This is a genomic window from Acididesulfobacillus acetoxydans (genome assembly GCF_902729405.1).
Taxonomy (GTDB): domain Bacteria; phylum Bacillota; class Desulfitobacteriia; order Desulfitobacteriales; family Desulfitobacteriaceae; genus Acididesulfobacillus; species Acididesulfobacillus acetoxydans.
In genome coordinates this window covers 3,615,343-3,634,949 of sequence record NZ_LR746496.1, presented here as the reverse complement: position 1 = coordinate 3,634,949, position 19,607 = coordinate 3,615,343, and the positions used below count along the sequence as shown (strand labels likewise).

21 protein-coding genes are annotated in these 19,607 nt (G+C 53.4%); 15 read left to right on the top strand and 6 right to left on the bottom strand.

Features of this window, described 5'->3' with window-relative positions:
* The first annotated feature begins 20 nt into the window (after positions 1-20).
* The 13 genes from MNU25_RS16165 (at position 21) to MNU25_RS16105 (ending at position 13,672) form a co-directional block, all read left to right on the top strand.
* Positions 21-1,571: a gluconokinase gene (locus MNU25_RS16165; protein WP_240986008.1), complete on the top strand. Its 1,551-nt coding sequence runs from the start codon at positions 21-23 to the stop codon at positions 1,569-1,571.
* Between the two features lie 34 nt (positions 1,572-1,605).
* A complete protein-coding gene (gene gnd / locus MNU25_RS16160) occupies positions 1,606-2,511 on the top strand; it encodes a phosphogluconate dehydrogenase (NAD(+)-dependent, decarboxylating) (RefSeq protein WP_240986007.1) in 906 nt (301 codons plus the stop codon).
* Positions 2,512-2,664: 153 nt separating this feature from the next.
* Positions 2,665-3,948, top strand: coding sequence for an MFS transporter (locus MNU25_RS16155; RefSeq protein WP_240986006.1), 1,284 nt, complete (start codon positions 2,665-2,667; stop codon positions 3,946-3,948).
* 287 nt (positions 3,949-4,235) lie between these two features.
* Positions 4,236-4,808, top strand: coding sequence for an RNA polymerase sigma factor (locus MNU25_RS16150; RefSeq protein WP_240986005.1), 573 nt, complete (start codon positions 4,236-4,238; stop codon positions 4,806-4,808).
* The gene (locus tag MNU25_RS16145; RefSeq protein WP_240986004.1) at positions 4,783-5,286 is read left to right on the top strand and encodes an anti-sigma factor family protein; all 504 of its coding nucleotides are present in this window, start codon (positions 4,783-4,785) and stop codon (positions 5,284-5,286) included. Before MNU25_RS16150 ends, MNU25_RS16145 begins: the two co-directional genes overlap by 26 nt.
* Positions 5,287-5,311: 25 nt before the next feature.
* Positions 5,312-6,010 carry a hypothetical protein gene (locus tag MNU25_RS16140; protein WP_240986003.1) on the top strand — a complete coding sequence of 233 codons (699 nt, stop codon included), beginning with the start codon at positions 5,312-5,314 and terminating at the stop codon, positions 6,008-6,010.
* Positions 6,011-6,147: 137 nt separating this feature from the next.
* Positions 6,148-6,612, top strand: coding sequence for a YraN family protein (locus MNU25_RS16135; protein ID WP_240986002.1), 465 nt, complete (start codon positions 6,148-6,150; stop codon positions 6,610-6,612).
* A 55-nt stretch (positions 6,613-6,667) separates the two neighbouring features.
* Positions 6,668-6,964: a hypothetical protein gene (locus MNU25_RS16130; protein ID WP_240986001.1), complete on the top strand. Its 297-nt coding sequence runs from the start codon at positions 6,668-6,670 to the stop codon at positions 6,962-6,964.
* A 67-nt stretch (positions 6,965-7,031) separates the two neighbouring features.
* Positions 7,032-7,715 (top strand): response regulator transcription factor, encoded by a 684-nt coding sequence (locus tag MNU25_RS16125; RefSeq protein ID WP_240986000.1) that lies wholly within the window; start codon positions 7,032-7,034, stop codon positions 7,713-7,715.
* Between the two features lie 700 nt (positions 7,716-8,415).
* The gene (locus tag MNU25_RS16120; RefSeq protein WP_240985999.1) at positions 8,416-10,536 is read left to right on the top strand and encodes a sensor histidine kinase; all 2,121 of its coding nucleotides are present in this window, start codon (positions 8,416-8,418) and stop codon (positions 10,534-10,536) included.
* A gap of 127 nt (positions 10,537-10,663) precedes the next feature.
* Positions 10,664-12,235 (top strand): YifB family Mg chelatase-like AAA ATPase, encoded by a 1,572-nt coding sequence (locus tag MNU25_RS16115; RefSeq protein WP_240985998.1) that lies wholly within the window; start codon positions 10,664-10,666, stop codon positions 12,233-12,235.
* 253 nt (positions 12,236-12,488) lie between these two features.
* A complete protein-coding gene (locus MNU25_RS16110; protein ID WP_240985997.1) occupies positions 12,489-13,454 on the top strand; it encodes a DVU0298 family protein in 966 nt (321 codons plus the stop codon).
* A gap of 5 nt (positions 13,455-13,459) precedes the next feature.
* Positions 13,460-13,672: a methylated-DNA--[protein]-cysteine S-methyltransferase gene (locus tag MNU25_RS16105; RefSeq protein ID WP_240986886.1), complete on the top strand. Its 213-nt coding sequence runs from the start codon at positions 13,460-13,462 to the stop codon at positions 13,670-13,672.
* A 51-nt stretch (positions 13,673-13,723) separates the two neighbouring features.
* Here the strand turns inward: MNU25_RS16105 and MNU25_RS16100 are convergent, their stop codons facing one another.
* From MNU25_RS16100 to MNU25_RS16085, 4 genes are read right to left on the bottom strand one after another with little or no spacing between them, the layout of a single operon-like run.
* Positions 13,724-14,845, bottom strand: a complete 1,122-nt coding sequence (locus tag MNU25_RS16100) for a nitrilase-related carbon-nitrogen hydrolase (RefSeq protein ID WP_240985996.1) — start codon at positions 14,843-14,845, stop codon at positions 13,724-13,726.
* Between the two features lie 14 nt (positions 14,846-14,859).
* Positions 14,860-15,531, bottom strand: a complete 672-nt coding sequence (locus MNU25_RS16095; protein ID WP_240985995.1) for a carbon-nitrogen hydrolase family protein — start codon at positions 15,529-15,531, stop codon at positions 14,860-14,862.
* Positions 15,528-16,322, bottom strand: coding sequence for a hypothetical protein (locus MNU25_RS16090; protein ID WP_240985994.1), 795 nt, complete (start codon positions 16,320-16,322; stop codon positions 15,528-15,530). Before MNU25_RS16090 ends, MNU25_RS16095 begins: the two co-directional genes overlap by 4 nt.
* 28 nt (positions 16,323-16,350) lie before the next feature.
* Positions 16,351-16,689 (bottom strand): hypothetical protein, encoded by a 339-nt coding sequence (locus tag MNU25_RS16085; RefSeq protein ID WP_240985993.1) that lies wholly within the window; start codon positions 16,687-16,689, stop codon positions 16,351-16,353.
* A 234-nt stretch (positions 16,690-16,923) separates the two neighbouring features.
* Here MNU25_RS16085 and MNU25_RS16080 point away from each other — a divergent pair, with 234 nt between their 5' ends.
* Positions 16,924-17,184 (top strand): DUF4160 domain-containing protein, encoded by a 261-nt coding sequence (locus MNU25_RS16080; protein ID WP_240985992.1) that lies wholly within the window; start codon positions 16,924-16,926, stop codon positions 17,182-17,184.
* Between the two features lie 11 nt (positions 17,185-17,195).
* The gene (locus tag MNU25_RS16075) at positions 17,196-17,510 is read left to right on the top strand and encodes a DUF2442 domain-containing protein (protein WP_240985991.1); all 315 of its coding nucleotides are present in this window, start codon (positions 17,196-17,198) and stop codon (positions 17,508-17,510) included.
* Here MNU25_RS16075 and MNU25_RS20660 read toward each other — a convergent pair.
* Positions 17,482-17,634 carry an AzlD domain-containing protein gene (locus tag MNU25_RS20660; protein ID WP_372503682.1) on the bottom strand — a complete coding sequence of 51 codons (153 nt, stop codon included), beginning with the start codon at positions 17,632-17,634 and terminating at the stop codon, positions 17,482-17,484. The genes MNU25_RS16075 and MNU25_RS20660 overlap by 29 nt on opposite strands.
* Positions 17,635-17,700: 66 nt before the next feature.
* Positions 17,701-19,605: an aldehyde ferredoxin oxidoreductase family protein gene (locus MNU25_RS16070; RefSeq protein WP_240985990.1), complete on the bottom strand. Its 1,905-nt coding sequence runs from the start codon at positions 19,603-19,605 to the stop codon at positions 17,701-17,703.
* Between the last annotated feature and the right edge of the window lie 2 nt (positions 19,606-19,607).

Sequence of the window (19,607 nt, the reverse complement as noted above, 5' to 3'; positions counted from 1 at the left end):
ACCATTGAGGAGAATCTGCCGTGGGTCAACTTTCAGCATTAATCGGAATCGATATTGGCACATCAGGCCTGAAGGCGGCAGCCTTTGAACTGCCTAAAGAAGGAGAGGCTGATACGGGCAATGCCTCCGGGCCCCTGGCCGCACCGATAGCCGAGAGCTACAGAAGCTATCCTTTGTACAGTCCGGGGGCCGGCTGGGTGGAACAGGAGCCGGAAGAGATCTGGCAGGCTTTTCTCGGGGCGTTGCAAGAAATTACCGCAAAGCTCGTCCGTATGCACTGCAAGCCTGCGGGGTTGTCTTTCAGCGGCGTGATGCACAGTATCTTTATCGTCGATGACCGCGGTGCTGAGCAAACTCGGATGCTGACCTGGGCGGACACCCGCTCCGCCCCACAGATGCGCCGGATTCGAAACGATCTTGGCTTAGCCCTATACCGGCGGACGGGAACCCCTATGCATCCGATGTCTCCGATAAGCAAGATTCTCTGGTTCAAAGAAAACGGGGCTGCTCTGCGCCGGGGATGGCGCTTTGTTTCAATTAAAGAATGGATTGTCTTGCGCCTGACCGGAGAGTGGGTGGCTGACATCTCGACGGCTTCAGCCACCGGGATGTTTAATCTGGAGAAACTCGCTTGGGACAGGGAGGCCTTATCCTATCTGGGCCTGGTTCCGGAACAGCTGAGCCGGCCGGAAAGCACTCTGGAAGTGCTGCCCCTTTCGAATTCCGGGTCATCATTCCTGGGGCTTCCTTCGGGTCTGCCGCTTGTTTTGGGAGCGACAGACGGAGTGTTGGCCAACCTGGGGGCCGGCTCCGTGGTTCCGGGGAGCGCCGCCGTGACCATCGGGACGAGCGCTGCCGTGCGGACAGTTGTCAAGAGACCGTGGACGGATCCGGAAGGACGAGTCTTTTGTTACGCTCTGACCGAAGATCACTGGGTTATCGGCGGTGGTCTGAACAGCGGAGGTATTGTAATGCGCTGGGTTCGTGATCAAATCGCTGTTCCCGAAAAAGAGCGAGCCCTCGCTCAAGGCATCGACCCCTATACCGTTATGATTCAGGAGGCAGCCTCGATCCCGGCCGGCGCTGAAGGACTGATTTTCCTTCCTTATCTCACCGGAGAGAGAGCTCCGATTTGGGATGACGCGGCTAAAGGAGTCTTTTTCGGCCTCAGCTGGCACCACAACCGCAGCCACATTATCAGGGCCGCTTTGGAAAGCGTCGCCTATGCAGTGAACTCCGTTTATCAAGTCTTACAAACCATTAAACCTATCGACCAATTCGTGCGTGTCTCCGGAGGATTTACGCGTTCCGAGTTTTGGCGGCAGCTTCTTGCCGATGTACTCGATGTGAAATTGGAAGTGCCGGATGTGAGTGAAGCGTCATGCTATGGTGCAGCCGTCTTGGCTGCCAAGGCGCTGGGATACAGCCGCCGCTTGGAAGACAGCGTAGCCGGTCTGGGCGTCACCGCCGTCAACGAACCTCAGGCTGGGGAGACCGCTATGTACCGCAAGAACTACGAGCTATTTCTGAGAATTTACGAGCAGAATAAGCAGCTTTTTCACGCAAAATGACTTAAAAGCTGGCTGAGAGAGGGAATGATCAGGCATGGAAATGGGGCTTATCGGTTTGGGCAAAATGGGCTCAGCCTTGGTTCAGAATTTGGTCGGGAAGGGACACGGTGTTGTCGCCTATGATCTGAACCCCCAAGTACGGGAAGAAATTCAGGCTTTGGGCGCAAGATGGTCGGATACTCTCGCCGGTTTAGTGGCCGCTCTGCGGCCACCGCGAAAGATCTGGCTTATGCTGCCGGCCGGCAGAGCAGTCGAAGAGACCGTGACAGAACTGGCCCGGCTGGCTGCGCGCGGAGACATTATCGTCGACGGAGGGAATTCCTTTTACAAGGACAGCCTGGCCAGGCATGAAAAGCTGGCCAAATACGGAATCTATTTTGTCGACGCCGGCGTCAGCGGCGGGATTGAAGGTGCCAGAGAGGGCTGCTGCCTGATGGCCGGCGGTGAAGCGCAAGCGCTCAAGGCGATGGAGCCGCTGTTCCGGGACGTGGCCGTCAGCGGAGGTTTTATTACATATCCCGAGCCGGGAGCTGGGCACTTCCTGAAAATGGTTCACAACGGCATTGAGTACGGTATGATGCAAGCCCTGGGGGAAGGATTTGAGATTCTGACCAAAAGCCCCTATCAATATCCCTTGCAGGATGTCGCCCGGGTTTGGAACCACGGATCTGTGATCAGAGGTTGGCTCATGGAGCTGCTGGCTCAGGCATTCGCTGAAGATCCGGGTTTGCAATCCATTAAAGGGGTCATGAATTCATCCGGAGAAGGAAGGTGGTCGATTGAAACAGCCTTGGAACTGCAAGCCGTTGCCCCTGCAATTGCCTTAAGTCAAATGATGCGTTTCCGCTCACTTGAGGAAGAGTCAATGGGGGGAAAAGTGGTGGCCGCCTTGCGCCACCAATTCGGCGGGCACGCGGTGACAAACAGGACGGAAGGGTAATAGAAAGAAGAGAGGAAAAATCGGGAAAGGAGTTTGTCGGCAGAACAGAAAGAGGTTGCAGGCGAGAGGAAAATGGAGGGGGTAAGACTGGGTGACGGATAGAGCAGACACAAAGAAGCAGAGTAAAAAGTAGAATTAGAAAGGATGACAGCGATGGAAACGAGTGCAAAAACACCGAAAGGTCATGTGCGCTGGGGAATCGGAATTTTGTTGGGCACCGGGGTTGTGGTGAACTATTTGGATCGGACGAACATCTCTGTTGCAGGCGAGAAGATGGCTTCACAGTACGGCTGGAGCCACACGGAATTAGGTTTTATGCTTTCGGCCTTTTTTTGGACATACACTCTCATGCAAATTCCGGTTGGTGTCCTGTTGGACAAACTGGGGGTGAAATGGATAACCCGGGTCGGCACGTTTCTCTGGTCCCTTGCCACCATTGGGACAGCCTTTTTAGGCGGATTCGGCGGGATCGCGGCCATGCGGATGCTTTTAGGGATCACGGAAGCACCGGCCTTTCCGGCCAATTCGAAGGCGACCGGGTACTGGTTCCCTCTGCGTGAACGCGGCTTGGCCACTTCGATATTCGACGGTGCCGCGAAATTCTCCAACGTGATCGGTGTGGGCATCTCGACTTGGGCCATTATGAACTGGGGCTGGCGAGGGGCTTTTGTCGTAACGGGGCTTATAAACCTGGTCTTCGCTTTGGTTTTTTGGATTATCTACCGCGACCCATCCGAACATAAGATGCTGACTCAAGAAGAGAGAGAATATATCGTACAAAACGGGGCCCAGCAGGCAGGGCAGGCGGAAGGAAGCGTCGTGGGCAGTTTCGTCAAGCTCTTGGCCCAGCGCAAAGTCTGGGGCCTGACGCTCGGCTTTATGGCTTACGGATACACGTTCTACCTGTTTTTGACCTGGCTGCCGGATTACATGACGAAGCAGATGCACATGAGCATGGCCAAGGGCGGTTTGTACACGGTTATCCCCTGGATCGTAGCCACGATTACGGATATCTTCATCGGGGGTTGGATGGTAGACCACTTCATTAAGAAAGGGTACAATCCGAACAAAGTTCGCAAAACAATCTTAATCCTAGGAATGATCCTGGGCGCTTTTGTCATATTGCAGCCTACGACGACGAATCCGAACCTGCAAATCACCTACTTGTCCATCGCCTTGGGTGGGCTGGCTTTCTCGGCTCCGGTCGGATGGTCCATTCCTTCTCTGATTGCCCCGAAAGGAATGGTTGGCAGCGTCGGTTCGATTATGAACTTCTTTAATAATCTGATGGGTGTCGCGGCTCCGATTATTACAGGCTACATCATTGACAAAACGGGATCTTTTAACACAGGTTTTATCATCGCCGGCGTTATTATTATCTTCGGCATATTTTCCTACTCTTTCATTTTGGGTGATATCAATCCCATTGAGCTCTAAGAAAAACAGACGAAATCGGTGGTAAGCATTAAAACCCCGGGCGTTTGGCTTTAAGAAGGAAGCTGAGCGCCATGGGGTTTTGCTGTTTTTGTTACCCTTACCCTTCAGGGGGGCCCGTACCGCTGTTCTTGTCTCCGCCGGTCGAACGCCGCTTTACCCTCCGCCGCGGAAGCAATTTCACGGAGACAGTGCGGGCATGCCAGAAGATTCGTCTGTCAGCTTACCCTCACTTGGCGTAGCTTCGGCTGCGAATACGTCTAAAGAGTAGTGAAGGCGGTGATGGCTGTTTGAGGGATGAAGAACTGATTCAGAGTATCCTGCAAGGGGATGGCGAGAAATATGCCGTCATCGTGGATCGCTATCAGACCCGGCTTTACCGAACCGCCTATTACTATGCCGGAAACGTTGAAGATGCGCGGGACCTCACCCAGGAGATCCTCATCAAAGCCTATAACAGCTTGGCAAAGTTCAAACACGGCTCGGCTTTTTCCACTTGGCTCTACCGGATCGCGGTAAACCATTGTATAGATTGGAGCCGCAAAAAAAGGCCCCGGTGTGAAGAAGCCACTTGCTTGCTCAATCTTTCCGACGGGGAGGCGGGCCCGGAGGAACGGTTCCTCCGGCAAGAGAGGGCAGCTGAAGTACATAGGGCGGTTGGCTGTCTGCCCGAACGTTACAGTACCGTGCTTATGCTCTATTACTTTGAAGAATGGACGCCTCAGGAAATAGCCTTTATTTTGGCTATTTCCAAGCGGACGGTGGAAACGAGACTCAGCCGGGGGAGAAAAATGCTGCGGGAAAAAATCCCGCTCAAGCAAGCAGGAGGTGTGTGCCATGACTTGTTTTCGCAGTCGGGATAGATGGCACAGCTATGTCGTAAAGAGTTTGAGCCGAATGGAAATGCGGGAAATGGAGACACACCTTGAGCGTTGTGCCGAGTGCCGGGCAAGAGTGGCTGCTATTAGGGAGACAAGCGGGTTCTTGGCGGTTGCCCGGGTGCCTTTAATCGCTCCCCCAATGATCAAAGATCAGGTGATGGCTGCCATTGATATGGGAAAGTACAGGGCAAAAGCCGGATTTCCCCGTTTCGGTCAAGGGTTGCAACACTTGGGGTTCAGTCTGTTGGCGGCAGGGATTATTCTGTTAATGGTCAACCTGACTCCGGTCGGTCGCAATCTCAGGAGTGGTGAGGTCGCCGACTTGAACGTGCAATTTGGCAAGGAAATTGCGTTGCCCTTTACCCACTTGAGTCAGACGCTCAGTGTGGCGGCGGAAAAGTTCGGTCTGATGGGCCGTGGGCAGGATGAGATGGGCAGCTGGGTTCCGGGTAAAGAGTAAGCGCGATTTAGAGGGAGGAAGTAAGATGAATTGTCATTATCATCCGACCCGGGAAGCCGAGGCTATCTGTATCAGATGCAAGAATCCCATTTGTCAGGAATGCAGCATCAAGGTAGATGACAAGACGGTTTGTCGGCATTGCCTCCGGGAGAACCTTTTCCCGGAGGACGATCCCGGGCCGGGAACGAATTTCTGGGAGCGGCTGATGTTTTTTTGTTTCAGTCTGATCCCAGGCGCCGCGCATATGCATATGGGGCTTTTTCGGCGAGGGTTAGAGTTGATGATCATTGTTTTCGGTGTCATTTTCTTGGCCGGCGCTATCAATGTGACCGCGGTGATCCCGCTGGTCATTGTTCCGACTTGGTTTTTCAGTTTCTTTGAAAGTCATCATCTGCGAAGGCAAAGGGAACTGGGTGAAACTTTGGAAGACCGGGGATTCTTCGACTCCCAATTGTTTGATTTCAGTTTCCTGCGCAGCAAAAACCGCTTAGTCGGCGGCACACTTTTGGTTCTGGGATTGTTGGGGTTCATGAGTGTCTTTGAGACAAACCTGATTTACAGGTTATCTCCGGAATTTCAGAGGTATTATTTCCTGGTGCGGAACAGTATCATTCCCTTGGGTTTGGTTCTGGGCGGTATTTACCTGCTCCGAAAGGGACACCGGCCCTTACCGGGTACACGAGCGGGCCATAAAGAAGAGATACCTTCGTCTGACGCGGGTTGAGGGGCGTGTGAGGTTACGAGGAGCGTGTGAGGTTACTTCCGGAAAACACCGGGGGCAGGGTTCCCAGACGGGTAAAAGAGGTATAAAATGTAAGGAAGCGGAATGCGGCGACATGTTCCGGCGGAGGAGAGCTGTCGATGGAAGGCAAGAGACCTGCCCAAAGCGAAAGCCCGATATCTGTACCCCAAGGAGACAGGTGCGTTCGACCCCAAGGAGGCGGGAACACTCCCTCCCAAGGAGACAGTTATAAACAAGGTCTGGGACTGGCGGGAGAGGATTATGCGCTTAAGGTCCTGACCGAGGCGCACCTCGTAGTTCTCGTGCGCAATTATCGTTGCGCCAGGGGAGAGATTGACTTAATTGCGCAGGATGGGGAAAGGATAGTATTTATAGAAGTGAGGGGCCGGAGCAGCGGGCGGCTGGGCTGGGGTGAAGAAAGTGTGACAGGTAACAAAATGCGCCGATTGAGGGCTGTGGCGAACTACTATTTGTTGGCCCAAGGTTACAGGGACTATCCCCCAGTGCGCTTTGATGTCCTGGCGCTGCGTTGGCAGAAGGGAACCGCCGTTCCGGAAGTCAATTGGCTCAAAGGAGTTTTTTAGCGGGTCAGCCATGCAATGACGAAAAGTGGGGGCTTCCGCGGGGAGTTGCGCGGGGTTGGAGCACTCAAAAGAAGACCTTTTGGGAGCGGGGAACCGGAGTTCTCTGCTTTTCTGTACTCTACGAGTGCTTTACCGCATCGGGACCGTGCGCTCGGCTGACACGTTTATCCTCGACGCTTTTCTTATATGTCTGGGCAGCGCAGCGAAATTCTCCGCTTTGGGTTTGGGTTTAGGGTTGGTCGTCGAGGGTGATAAGGGCAGCGGGCAACTGGCACGTCAGCAGGGAGCAGGTCGCTCATCGAAGATCTTCGAGAGCCGTAGGGGTATGGGGCAGGGATTGGTCACAAATTGATCACGAATCAGTGCTATGATAAGCTAGTCAGTGAAATAAATCGGCTTCGGCAAAGGGGGCAGGGGCAATGGATCCCATTATGGTTGTGGATGACGAAGAGAAGATTCGGAGTCTGGTCAGGCTCTATCTTCAGAGGGAAGGGTATGAGGTAATTGAGGCCGAAAACGGCCGGGTGGCTTTGGAAAAGTTTCGCGCGGGCCGCTTTGCTTTGCTGATTATTGATCTGATGATGCCCGAAATTGACGGTTGGAGGGTGTGCCGGGAAATCCGGGAGAGCTCCAATGTCCCGATCATCTTTCTTACCGCCAGGGGGGAGGAATTCGACCGGATTCTGGGTTTCGAATTGGGAGCGGATGACTATTTGGTAAAGCCTTTCAGCACCCGGGAGCTGGTTGCCCGAGTTAAAGCCCTCCTGCGCCGCTCAGGCGGGCAGATGGACCGGATTGAAAAAGACATCGCTTACGGTCCTTTGAAAATCAATAAGGAAAAACACATCGTTACGGTCGGAGAGGAAGGAATTGCCCTGACACCGCGGGAATTCGAGCTTCTGTATTTTCTCACGAAAAATCCGGGGAGAGTGTTTTCCCGGGAGCAATTGATGGAAACGGTTTGGGGTTACGATTTTTACGGCGACGCGCGTACAGTGGATACGCATATCAAAAAACTGAGAGAGAAACTTACGGATCCGAAAGTTAAGCGAATGGTGGCAACCGTGTGGGGCGTGGGGTACAAGTTTGACCCGAGCGCGTAAAGCCCTTGCGGGGTCAAGGCGGCACAAAGTCTATCTCAGCACTGAGTACTGCTCTCCAAAGGCAAGATTGGCATTCCGCCAAAGCCGCATAAAGGCTGTCTCGGTATTTAGCCGGCTGCGGCGAAGTCGCTCTTGGGCGAGAAGTCAAGGCGGCACAAAGGCTTTGTTTGCAGCGGGAGCCGGCTGCGGCAGGGGTAGCGGAGGCTGCGGGGGTCAAGCGAAAGTTGCCCTAATCGCGAGTATTTCCCCGGCGGGAGTTGCCCGGTTCAAACGCGCGGAGGGGGAGCTCGGGGGTAAAGAACGCGTCATAAGCCGTATAGGGGCGAAGAGCTTTAACCCCAGAGTAGTGCTGTCTGGGACAGGGTTCAACTTTTTCCCTGCCACGAAGCCTCGTAATTTTGAATTTCGCAGCTATGTTTCCGAGGGGGCTTTGATAGTCCTCGAGGACCTGAAAGAGCAGAAAGTATAACCCCCTAGAGTAGTGCTGTCTAAGGCAAGTCGTATTTCCTGGCTTGAGGGGCCTGTCATCAGGTTTTCACCTCGCGGTGGTGCCCGTCCAGGGAACGAATACGGTTGTGACGGACGGATAATCGTACAGCGGAAAATCACCAAGACCAAGGCGGTTTTTCCTACGGATGACCCTTGCGAGAAAACTGGTTTAGACGTGGTGCCGCCCAGGGGGTGGGGATAGAGGAGTACTATGTTCAAGTTCAACCATCCATTAAGTATTTCCATCAAGCTGTGGTTGGCGATGACACTGCTCATTCTGACAGTGTTGGGAGGGCTGGGTCTTACGATCACTTGGCTATTTACGGGGTTCTACTTTCAGCAGCAGTTGGCGGCACTGAAGGCACAAGCGACTGCCACGGCCAGTGAGTTAGCTCCGCTACAGAGCTGGAATGAGCGCTTCAGGGCCATTCAGGGCACAAAGCTGGCGGATGGCACTCAATTAGTACTCCTTAATGCTTCGGGTGCAACACTAGCGGTCATGGGCACGATTTATCCGTCGGGGGTACCCGCAGGGACGGGTTGGGACGGCGGTTTAATGTGGGGGCGGACCTTAAAGCCGACGGACTTTTTCAGTACAGACAACCTGCTGGAGGTTTTGGCCGGAAATACACTCTCCATTAAGGCGCTGCCAGTCAACGGCAACGGACCGGCCATGTTGATTGCCGCGGCCCCGATCGGACACAAGCCGGTCACAGGCGTGGTTTTGCTCGGAAGCTCACCGGTCCCAGTCCAGCAGAGTATTGATACGTTCCGGCGCTTAATCCTTTACGCTTCCTTGCTGGCGGTGGCCCTGGCCACTTTGGTCAGCCTGTTCTTAGCCAGGCAAATGACCCGGCCTCTGGCTCTGATGCAGAAGGCGGCCAGTCGCATGGCCCAGGGGGATTTTGAACCGATCAAAGGAATATCCGGGCGGGATGAGATGGGAGAGCTGGCTTCAGCTTTAAATTCGATGAGCCGGAGCCTGAACGATCATGTCACTTGGCTTTCCCAAGAAAAAAGCCTCTTGGAAGGGATTGTGAGGGGAATCAGTGACGCCGTGATTATGCTGGGAAGCGATGGCGAGTTGCTTTATGCCAATGATCCGGCCAAGCAGCTATGGCAAGATGACGGGGAGGAAGGAGGAGGAGGACGCCGGGAACTCATTCTGGAATTTTTGCGCGGGCTTATAGCGGAAAAACGAGAGGTCGCCGGGCCGACGACGGACCTGCCGGCAGGCGAAAGTGTTCCGGAGCCGGCGAAAGCGGCGATAAAAGCGGGCGTACCTGACGACGGGGAATTTACGAAAGCGCAGAACGCTCCGACTCGAACGGAGCCGGCCGGTGAGCCGGCAGAAGCGCGGAGAAGCGGCGAGCGGGAAGTTCTGGCCCCGACGGAGCCGGACCGTGAGTCGACGGAAACCGAGGGCAGCGGCCGGCAAAACTTTCCTGCCGAGCCGGAATCAGAGGACGGGGCGGGAGTGAGCCGCGCCGCGGGTGGTTCATCCGGTATTCGTGACATGCCTTTGCCGACCCTGGCGCTGGGCCGGCAAGTATTGCAGGTGGGAATGGCCTCGTTGGCGGAAAGCGGGGGAATTCGCGGACATGTGATTGTCCTGCGGGACGTGAGTGCCTCTATGCGGGCGGAGAAAGAGCGGCGCGAATTTCTGGCCAGTGTTACCCATGAGCTGCGCACACCGTTGCACCTGATCCAGGGCTATCTGGAAGCGATTCAAGACGGAGTTATTCCCAAAGCGGAAGAAGCAGAGAATATCGGTCTTGTTTTGGATGAGAGTAAGCGCCTGGCCAGACTGGTTCACAGACTGCAGGACATTAGCCGGTTGGAGCGGGAGCAGGCTCTGCAGTTCTCTATCCTGCGGCTCAAAGAGTTCATGCAGGAGCTGGTCCCGCGTTTTCAAGGCAAGGCGCATGATTTGGGCGTACGACTTTACATTCTACCGGCGACGGGCGAAATTGCCGCGGACCGGGACAGACTGCTCCAGGTCTTTATCAATCTCCTGGACAATGCGCTCCGTCACACCGGAAGAGGCAAGACGGTTGAGGTGGGAGTAGAAGTTTTCTCAGGGTCGGTCAGATTTTGGGTGAAGGACGAGGGAGAGGGGATACCCCCGGAAGCCCTGGCTCACATTTTCGAACGGTTCTACCGTGTCGATAAGGCTCGTTCCCGCAAAGACGGGGGCATGGGGCTGGGCTTGGCGATCGTAAAACAAATCGTGGAGGCTCATGAGGGGAGAGTTTGGGTCGAGAGTCAGCTGGGGGTTGGCAGCACGTTTTGGGTGGAGATCCCCAAACGAGGAGACAGGAGCCACAAATGACTTTCCGGAGCTTTTGGCAGAGGGCGCACATCCGAGCTGGCAAAGAAAAAGGCAGAGCACAGTAAAATTGGGCAGGATTACCGGAACTGGAAGTCGAATTCTCTCCTTCAAAGGGGAGGAATGGTAATTGTTTGCTTCTGTCTGGGGGATGGCCTTGACCGGCCTGCAGGCACACTTGATTCGGGTGGAAGTCGATGTGTCCAACGGTTTGCCAAATTTCGACGTGGTCGGCCTCCCGGCCGCTGCTGTTCGGGAAGCGAGGGATCGCGTGCGTTCATCCCTGCGTAACTCGGGTTATGAGTTTCCGCTCCAGCGTGTCACCGTCAATCTGGCTCCGGCCGATTTGCGCAAGGAGGGGTCGGGCTTTGATCTGCCGATCGCCATGGGAATACTCGCGGCTACCGGGCAGATTGAAGTGTCTTTGCTCGCGCCCTACGTTTTTGTCGGGGAACTGTCCTTGGAAGGAATGTTACGCAGTGTGCCGGGTATTTTGACCATGGCCGCCGCGTTGACCCAAACAGAGGTGCCTGGAGGGCAAATATCGGGCTATCGGCTGAGTCTCATCGTCCCGCCGGGGAACTTGGCAGAGGCCCGTTTAGTTTCGGCTGTAACCAGTGCCTCGGCCGAAACGCTCTCCCAGCTGGGCAACGCGCTCGCGCAAGGCTGTGGCTTTCTGGATGAGGTTACGCTCCAGGAGGACGTCCACCCGGCGGCTGAAGGTGCTCAGAGTGTTGACTGGGCGGATATCAAAGGGCAGCGGCAGGCCAAAAGAGCTTTGGAAATCGCGGCTGCAGGGGGGCACAACGTCCTTCTCGTCGGTCCGCCGGGCTCCGGCAAGACACTCTTAGCCAAGGCCTATCCCGGCATCCTTCCGCCTCTGAGCGGACCGGAGAGCATGGAGGTGACCCAGCTCTACAGTGTGGCCCGGATGCTGCCGGCCAATGGGAAACTCGTCAGCGAGCGCCCCTTCCGCCATCCGCATCACAGCGCCAGCTTATCCGGTATTCTGGGGGGAGGGAAGGAAGTACGGCCCGGGGAAATCAGTTTGGCCAACCACGGCGTTCTCTTTTTGGATGAATTGCCCGAATTCCCGCGAACCGTGCTCGAAGCCTTGAGACAACCACTGGAAGACCGCTGCATCACCGTGACACGTCAGAAAGGAAGCACGGATTATCCCGCGGATCTCAGCCTGGTGGCCTCAATGAATCCGTGTCCGTGTGGATTTTTGGGTGATCCTGGAAGGACATGCTCTTGCACGCCCTTGCAAATCCAGCGCTACCGGGCGAGAATCTCCGGGCCGCTGTTGGATCGTTTCGATTTGCAGGTGGAAGTCCCCCGTCTGAGCTTGGCGGAACTGAAACAAGAAACCGGAGGGGAGGGTTCGCAGGCCGTTCGGCAGAGGGTCATCCGGGCCCGGGAACTCCAATGGGAGCGCTTGGGTGAAGGGCGCACCAACGCCCAGATGACGGCCCAAGAAACCCAACGGCTATGCCGACTGGACCAAGGAGCCGAAGAACTGCTGCAACGTGCCTTTCGGCTCCACCGGCTGAGCGCCCGGGCTTATGACCGGATCTTGCGGGTGGCCAGAAGCGTCGCTGACCTGGAAGCCGCGGCCGACATTTCGGCCGGGCATCTGGCGGAAGCGCTTCAATACCGCATGTACGAACTCAGAGGAGACAACGACCTTACCCGCTTGTGAATACCACTTCTTACATTTTCACTGGGCAGGGCGGCTGGGCAGGGGGCGGAAAATAATGTTACCTGAGGTGAGGCGATCATGCCGAATATTCGGCCGATTTCAGACCTGCGAAAATCAAGTAAAGAAGAATCCGTATACCCCCTTGCATTTATCACATAATAAGGATAAAATGTCGTCCAAAGGAAGGTGGTCCTATGAAAATTCTCCTGGTCTATCCACGGGTAGGGATAAACTGGAGAAAGAGGCAACTGTAATGGCAAAAAATAGGGAACAAGGGATTCCTGGGAAGGACGAATTGGATCAAATCCTTTTGAAAGCAGATTGGCAACGCTTGGGATCCTGGGCAACTCATGACAGACAGGTGATTAGGCAGCTGCAGAGCCGGGTGATCGCCGCGGAGGGACTGCTTTTCTGGCGGGCGGTTGAAGGATTGGGCCGCGTGGCTAAATGGCTTGAACAAGAAAAACCAGGATATGCGTCTGAGCTGGTGAAGCGCTATTTCTGGCTGCTGAATGAAGAGTCCGGGGGTACAGCCTGGAATGCCGGGCAGGCTATCGGCAGTATCATGGCGAACTGTCCGGAAACGTATGGGCATTTTCATTGGATGCTATCCGATTTGTTGGATGACCCCAGCCTGCGTAATGGGGTTCTGTGGGGCTTACTGCAAGTGAGCCTTAATGCCCCAGAATGGGTGTTTCCTCTGGAAGAGCGGGTGAGGCCATTCTTAGGGGCAGAGCAGGCGGAGACGCGGACCTTGGCAGCCTTGCTCTACCATTTCGTGCCAAAGGCCGGTCCGGCAGGCGAAGGCTGGAAGCTTCCCCAGGAGGTTACAGAACGCCTGGCTGGGGATAAGACACCTGTGACGCTTTATCAGGAAGGAGGGCTGAGATGCGCCCCGGTGCGCACCTGGCTGCAGCCAGATTCTGTTTGCTTCTGCAGTCAAGGGATCGACATGGGTAGGGTCGAGACCAACGTGACGGTAGCCAGCTCGGGACAGGGCTTGTGCTGGGTCAGTCCTGGAGACAGAGGAGAGGAAGAAGAGAGACTTCGCACTTGGGTGCGGCGGCATTTTCCGGGGTATTGGCTGGTTCGGGCTTTCCGCCCTAATCAGCAGATACGCAAGGAGCTGAGGGAGTACTTTCAAGGCGGGCTGCAGGAGTTTTCGCCGCAGTTGCATCTGCAGGGACGGAATTTCAGCAAAAGGTCTGGCAGGCTCTAACCGGTATTCCTTTTGGCGAGACCCGCAGCTATCTGGATATTGCCACTTCGGTAGGTTTACCCCAGGGTTCCCGGGCGGTAGGCGGCGCCATACATAACAATCCGGTTTCTTTTATCGTTCCTTGCCACAGGGTAATTGGCAAAAACGGAAATTTAACGGGCTATGCGGGAGGATTAGCACTGAAGGCTGCTCTGCTGGAGCTGGAAAAGGGGTTATAGAGAAGAAGGGCCACAGCCAATGGGACCTTCTATTCCGCCTTTGATCTCTCTTCACAACTCATAGACATAAGGAAGATATTTCTTATACAGTTCCGGGTTTTGATCGCTGAAATACGGGTCAGAATAGGAGTCCAGCAATGTCAGGTTAATACTCGCACAAATTAATTCGCTCCGGTCAAAACTTGCTGCCTCAGCTATCACCCCGTCTCTGGCGGGGGTAAGCCTCAAAGGGGCAAATAGCCCGGCCTTCCCGGTAAATTTGATGCCGTAAAGCTCGCCCACCAGGGAAGACTTCAAACCGTATACTGCGCTTTCTTGAACTCTCGGCCAGATGCCGCGTAAAGCGAGATAGTAATTATAATCTTCCATGTTGGCAATAGGTATGATAACTATTTGGGCCCCCTGCTGTTTTAGGATTTTAAAGGTCTCAAAATAGGTGGCGTCCATGCAGACCGGAAAGGCAACCTTGCCCACCTTGGTGTCAAAAACTTGCAGTCTGTCAGCGGCAGCGAGGCCCAGATCCATTTCCAGTTCTACCAGGTGAGCTTTATCCTGGGTACCCACAACTTCGCCATCGGGCCCGAACAGGTAAGCCCTGTTGACCAATTTGCCCTTATCTTCGATGATCACGCTCCCGGCCATGATATAGATACCAAAGCTTCTTGCCAGTTCGCTGAAAGTGGTCTCAAATACACTGCTGATAAAAGGTGTCAGAAAAGAAAAGATATAAGCCGGATCGATCCCGGTGTTCTTTTTCTGAGCGTCATGACGGCTTTGGTGAGCTGCTTCAGTGTTACTTACAGCCTTGTTTTCCAGCGTGTTTTTGACGTCGGCTTTGTCCTTGTTGATTTGCATAATTTTTAAAATAAGTTTAATGAAAGGCAGCATTCCCAGGACCAGAGTACCGTTTTCTTCCGGAAAACTTATGAGCTGGGCCCCTCTGTCTGCCGCCTCTTTGGTGAACCCATACATCATGTCGACATATTCCTTGTAGTTTTGCATTATGGCGATTTCTTCCTGGACCACCGCTACTACTATCTTCTTAGGGTCTACACTACTCAGGTTCCCGCTGTTGACAATATTCTTACTTCTGATATAGCTCCTGATTCTGGCCGCATCACCTTTCTTGCCCAGATGCTTTTGCAGAATTTTAAGCAGAAACTTGCTTTTCATTGTCCACACCCTTTTTAATCCCATAATTCTTTCAGGTGATTTTGATATAACTGCAAGTTCAGACCTTTGAAAACCGGAAAGGCAGTATAGGCTTGTTGCCTATTTTTCGCCGAAAGTTCAGCATACAAAGGAGTTCTTGTCTCCGTTCTGGTAATAAATCCGCTTAAATCCTGCACAGCAGCGCAGGGGCCGATAATGTTGCCGGTAATGTTCGTTGAATGGATGACATACAGACAGTTTTGCTGGGCCTGCTGCCAGGCACCGGCAAGGATCATGGCTTCATTGAAATCCTCTTCGGCGATATACTGGCTGCTGACGACGATTTCCGCTCCCAGCAGCGCGGCGATGCGCAGCACTTCCGGCTTATAGATGTCGATATCAACACACAGGAACAATTTGGCGAAGGGAGTGTCAATTAGCCTGATCTCCGAACTCCTCTGCAAATCCCCAAACCATGCGCTGTTAAGGTGTGTCGCTTTCTGTTCACCGATAAGGTTTCCTTTGTTGTCCATAACACATAAACACAAATGCTCCTCTTTGATATAGAGTCCCGGTACCAGAAAAACATTGTTCCTGATGGCAAATTCTGCCGCTTCGCTGATAAACATCTCGTAATTGCGGCCTCTGATCACCGCAAGGTCATCCGCCCAAAAAACCGCCAGTTGGATGCCTTCCTTTAGATTCACTTCGGGTTCACCAGCTTGACGGCGGGAAATGACCACAAGAAGCTGTCACGTTCCCAAAAGGCCCCGGAAACGTAGTAGCGCGGGCTGCGTGAGGTTAAGGCCAGGTACCTGTCGCTCTCCATGTCTTTGGCTACAGCAAAGAAATAATTAAAAAACAGGTTTTCATTAACAATCCTTTCCAGTGCCCCGTCTTTGGCATAGGAAATGGTTTTTTGCGTTATCCAGGCTGCAAACTCAGCGTAGATTCTTTGATAGCCTTTCCTCCTTAGATGGATCAGGGTCGTGGAAGCGCCGTCTGTATCAGAATTTAGGCTTACATAAAAACAGTTTCTGTTTTTGCAGGGTATGGTTAAGTTGAGCAGCCGGTTTTTCCCGCTGTAGCTGAAATCGAAATCCGCATCGCCACCAAAAGCCAAGGCTAAACAAACCTGGGGAGAGACAATATCAAGTACAGGGTTGCCCAGCCATTTATCTGTTTTTATCGTCTTCTCTACCGCTACGTTATGGGAGTTGAAGCGCAGCAGGTTAACATATTCGATGCTGCAGGCCAGACGAATATCTACCGCTTCAGAACTTGCAAACTCATAAACGAATCCTTTCTCCTGCAAGTCGGCATATATCCTCCCCGTCACCTCCGTGCCGTCTTCCAGGTAAAAAGACAGGCGGGGCAAATAATAGTGTTCTTTAACCGTCTCTGTTTTTGTTATCTTAAGCTGTTTTCCTTTCCGGTAGAAGAATGGTTGCAACAGGTTTTTCTCTCCCTCCAGTTCTACCAAAGCTTTGTTGGCCATGGATATCTATTTTCACATAAATCATTCCTCAATGGATATTGATGTAGATTGGATTGGTCATCCCATCCATGGAGTAGTTTGTTAACCAAGACTGCCTCAACTCGACACGCACAAAAGTCTGTTCATTGGCCGTGAAGGTCTTGCTGAACACATAGGTCCAAGGGTTGCCGCTGCCGGCCGGAAGCCAATTCGTATCGCCGATGTTCGGATTGCCGGGGTCAACCCACCCCGCTTTGGTAAAAATCCTGATGTGGTCACTGGAAGTGGCGTTATAAACCTTTATTCCGAAATTTATGGTTTGGATGGTTGTGACATCAATAGTATCCCCTACCATGGTGTTATACGTGCCGTCCTCGTTTGTATCCACTTTTGTCCCCCACTCTTCACCACGGATCGGGATGATGTAATGGCCGTCGCCGAAGCGCACGCTTTCCTGGAAGCAGTCTGCGCGCAACCTAAGATTGAAAGGAAACCACTGTCAAAGGTGTGAGCACAGCCTGGGGAGTTAGGGGCTTGATGCCCTTCTAAGGCCTGTGGTACAATATGGATATCGAAGTTAGTGAAGCGAGCGCTATATTCTTCCGGGTCGAGGAGGGGAATCATGCCTGAGATCAGTTTGTTTTTTGGCATACGAATTACCATGAATTGGAGGGACCATATTCCGCCACATTTTCACGCGGAGTATAATGGGGAACAGGCCCTGATCGACTTTCTCAATGGCAGGGTCTTAGAGGGCCGATTACCGAAACGACAATTGAAATTGGTTCTTGCGTGGGCGGAGATCCATGGAGATGAGTTAATGCAGAATTGGGAACTCGCTCGCTCATTGGCACCCTTGAACAAGATTGCGCCTTTGGCGTAGAGGTGATTGTTATGGATTATTTTCCCGAAGTTATTCAAGTCATACCCACTGAAGATTATCGTGTATACATTTACTTTGACGACGGAAGTATTAAACTCTTTGACGCCAAGAATCTGGTGGGCCAAGGGGTGTTTGCACCGCTGATAGACAGAGAAAAATTTCTCGGCTCATGCAAGGTCTTAAATCATACACTAGCTTGGGACCTCAAGGGCAACTATGATGAAACGGAATGTCTGGATCTTGACCCGTTGGAACTGTACCGGACTTGTCCCGAAGTTGAGGAGCCGGCCGGTTTGTTTAAGTCGCAATCAGGACAGCGGGTGTGACAAAGGACAGCCATTTGCGCGCCCACTCCGGCCAAGATACACGACTGCACAAACTCAGGGAACCGGCCCGCAACAAATACGTTCCGGCACCGATGAAGAGTGTTTCGATTAGGACTGGAGGCATAGAACTGCTCCTCTCCTCCCTCAATAAACCAAGATTTACTCGCTGATACTCAATGTGATCTAATACTCAAACCCGCTCAAGCAAACCCAGCCTTCTTAAGGTTTTGGCGCGGGGTCTGCCCTCGGCATCCCAGCCCCTCTTGCGGTAATACTCCTGTTTCATCTCGTCAAGTGGGACTCGGGTGCGCTGATCATGGGGATCCTGAAGATCGGCGGTCAGGCGCTCCGGCAAACTGTCATCGTTTGCAGTTAAGCCCAGGCGAAGGTTAAACATTCTTTCCAAGGTGAAGCCTCTCTCCCCGATATCCCTGAATTTACCGAAATTCATCGGCAGACCGGTCACACTACGGATGGCAGAGCTTTGTGGCAGCAACGGAAGATTTAGTGCCAGGAATTTTGCAGAAAGCTTGTTGATCAGGTGAACCATCCCTCCGGAGTGTTTTAAGGCTTGGTTGACGAGGCGGGTCAAGTAACGATTGGGCCGGCGGACCAAGCCGGAGGGAATCATGGCAAATAGCGTAAAGACACAGCTGCCGCCGGCCGATACCGCTTCCATGATATTTTGGAGGGTGATGGTCAGGGCAGCTTTAGCCTTGGGTGTATGCGGATCCATGTTAAGTCCCAGACCTTCCAAGATCACTAAGTAGCCGGCATTGAGATGACACCCTCCCCGGTTGGCCGTAGCATAGCCTAAACCCAGTCCGACCGCTCCCCTTGGCTCATAGGCGGCAAGTTCGAGTCCTTTGGCCTGAATGGCGAACGCCTGACCGCCAAATCGCTTCGCCAACCGTTTTGTACCTTCGGCTAACAAATCGCCGATGCCTCGCCGATAAGCAATATCAGCAAAAATATTTTCCAGGTTAGCCGTTTGGCCGAATTGCAGTCCGTTTGACCACAGTCCCTTTTCTTGCAGCTCCATGGCAAACGCTAGGGTACTGCCTGTGCTGATCGTGTCCATTCCGAGTTCATCCAGGAGCAGGTTCCACTTCAAGATGAGTTCCAAGTCGTTGTTTTCCAGATTCGACCCGAGCAGCCCCAGTGTTTCCAGTTCTGGGCCTTTGACCTCCCGGCCCTCAACCCGTACCACCCTGCCGCATTGAATCGGGCAGGTCTGACAACCTCGGTTTTTAACGAGATGCTTTTCAGCCAACGTCTTACCGGATATCAATTCAAAATCCTTATATTGACCGTATTGGTAATTACGAGTCGCCAGAATTTTATGGGCATTCATCGGGACCAAGAGACCGGCCGTCCCCAGTTTAGGCAAAAGGTTACCTGTTAAAGGATGTTGCCGCAGTTGTTTGAGCCAACCTTGATAAATTTTTTTCATGCTTGTACGGTCGGCGATGCGAACGGTGTGATCACCACTTACCACAACCGCCTTTAGATTTTTAGAGCCCATGACAGCACCTATGCCTGCCCGACCGGCCATTCGTTCACCGCTGGCAATGGAGGCGTACCGCACCAAGTTTTCACCCGCCGGACCGATGACCAGCTTGCCCGTGTCTGCCTGGAGCAGCTTCTGGGTTTCTCCGGTCGTTTTGCCCCACAGCGCGTCGGCGGCATGGAGGGCCACGGTTTCATTATGTATTTCAATCCAGACGGGTTTGGCAGCTTTTCCGCCAAGGATCAGCGCATCGTAGCCTGCTTTTTTCAAAAACAGTCCAAAGGTCCCCCCACAATTAGAAGAGGCAATGAATTCGGTCAGGGGGGAAAGGGTGGAGATGTTAAAGCGACTGGAACTCGGTGCCCCGCTTCCCGTCAGCGGCCCGGTCGTGACGACTAAGAGATTCGCTGCGGAGAGCGGATCGATTTTGGTCGTAAGGTTATCATAAAGGATTTTCGCCGCCATGATTTTACCACCCAAATAGAGCTCGCGGTCTTGATCGGTCCAAGGATATTCGCTAAGTTTTTGGTTAGAAAGGTCAATCTGCAATACTTTGCCCATGTAGCCCCCGTATTTAGTGCTCACTC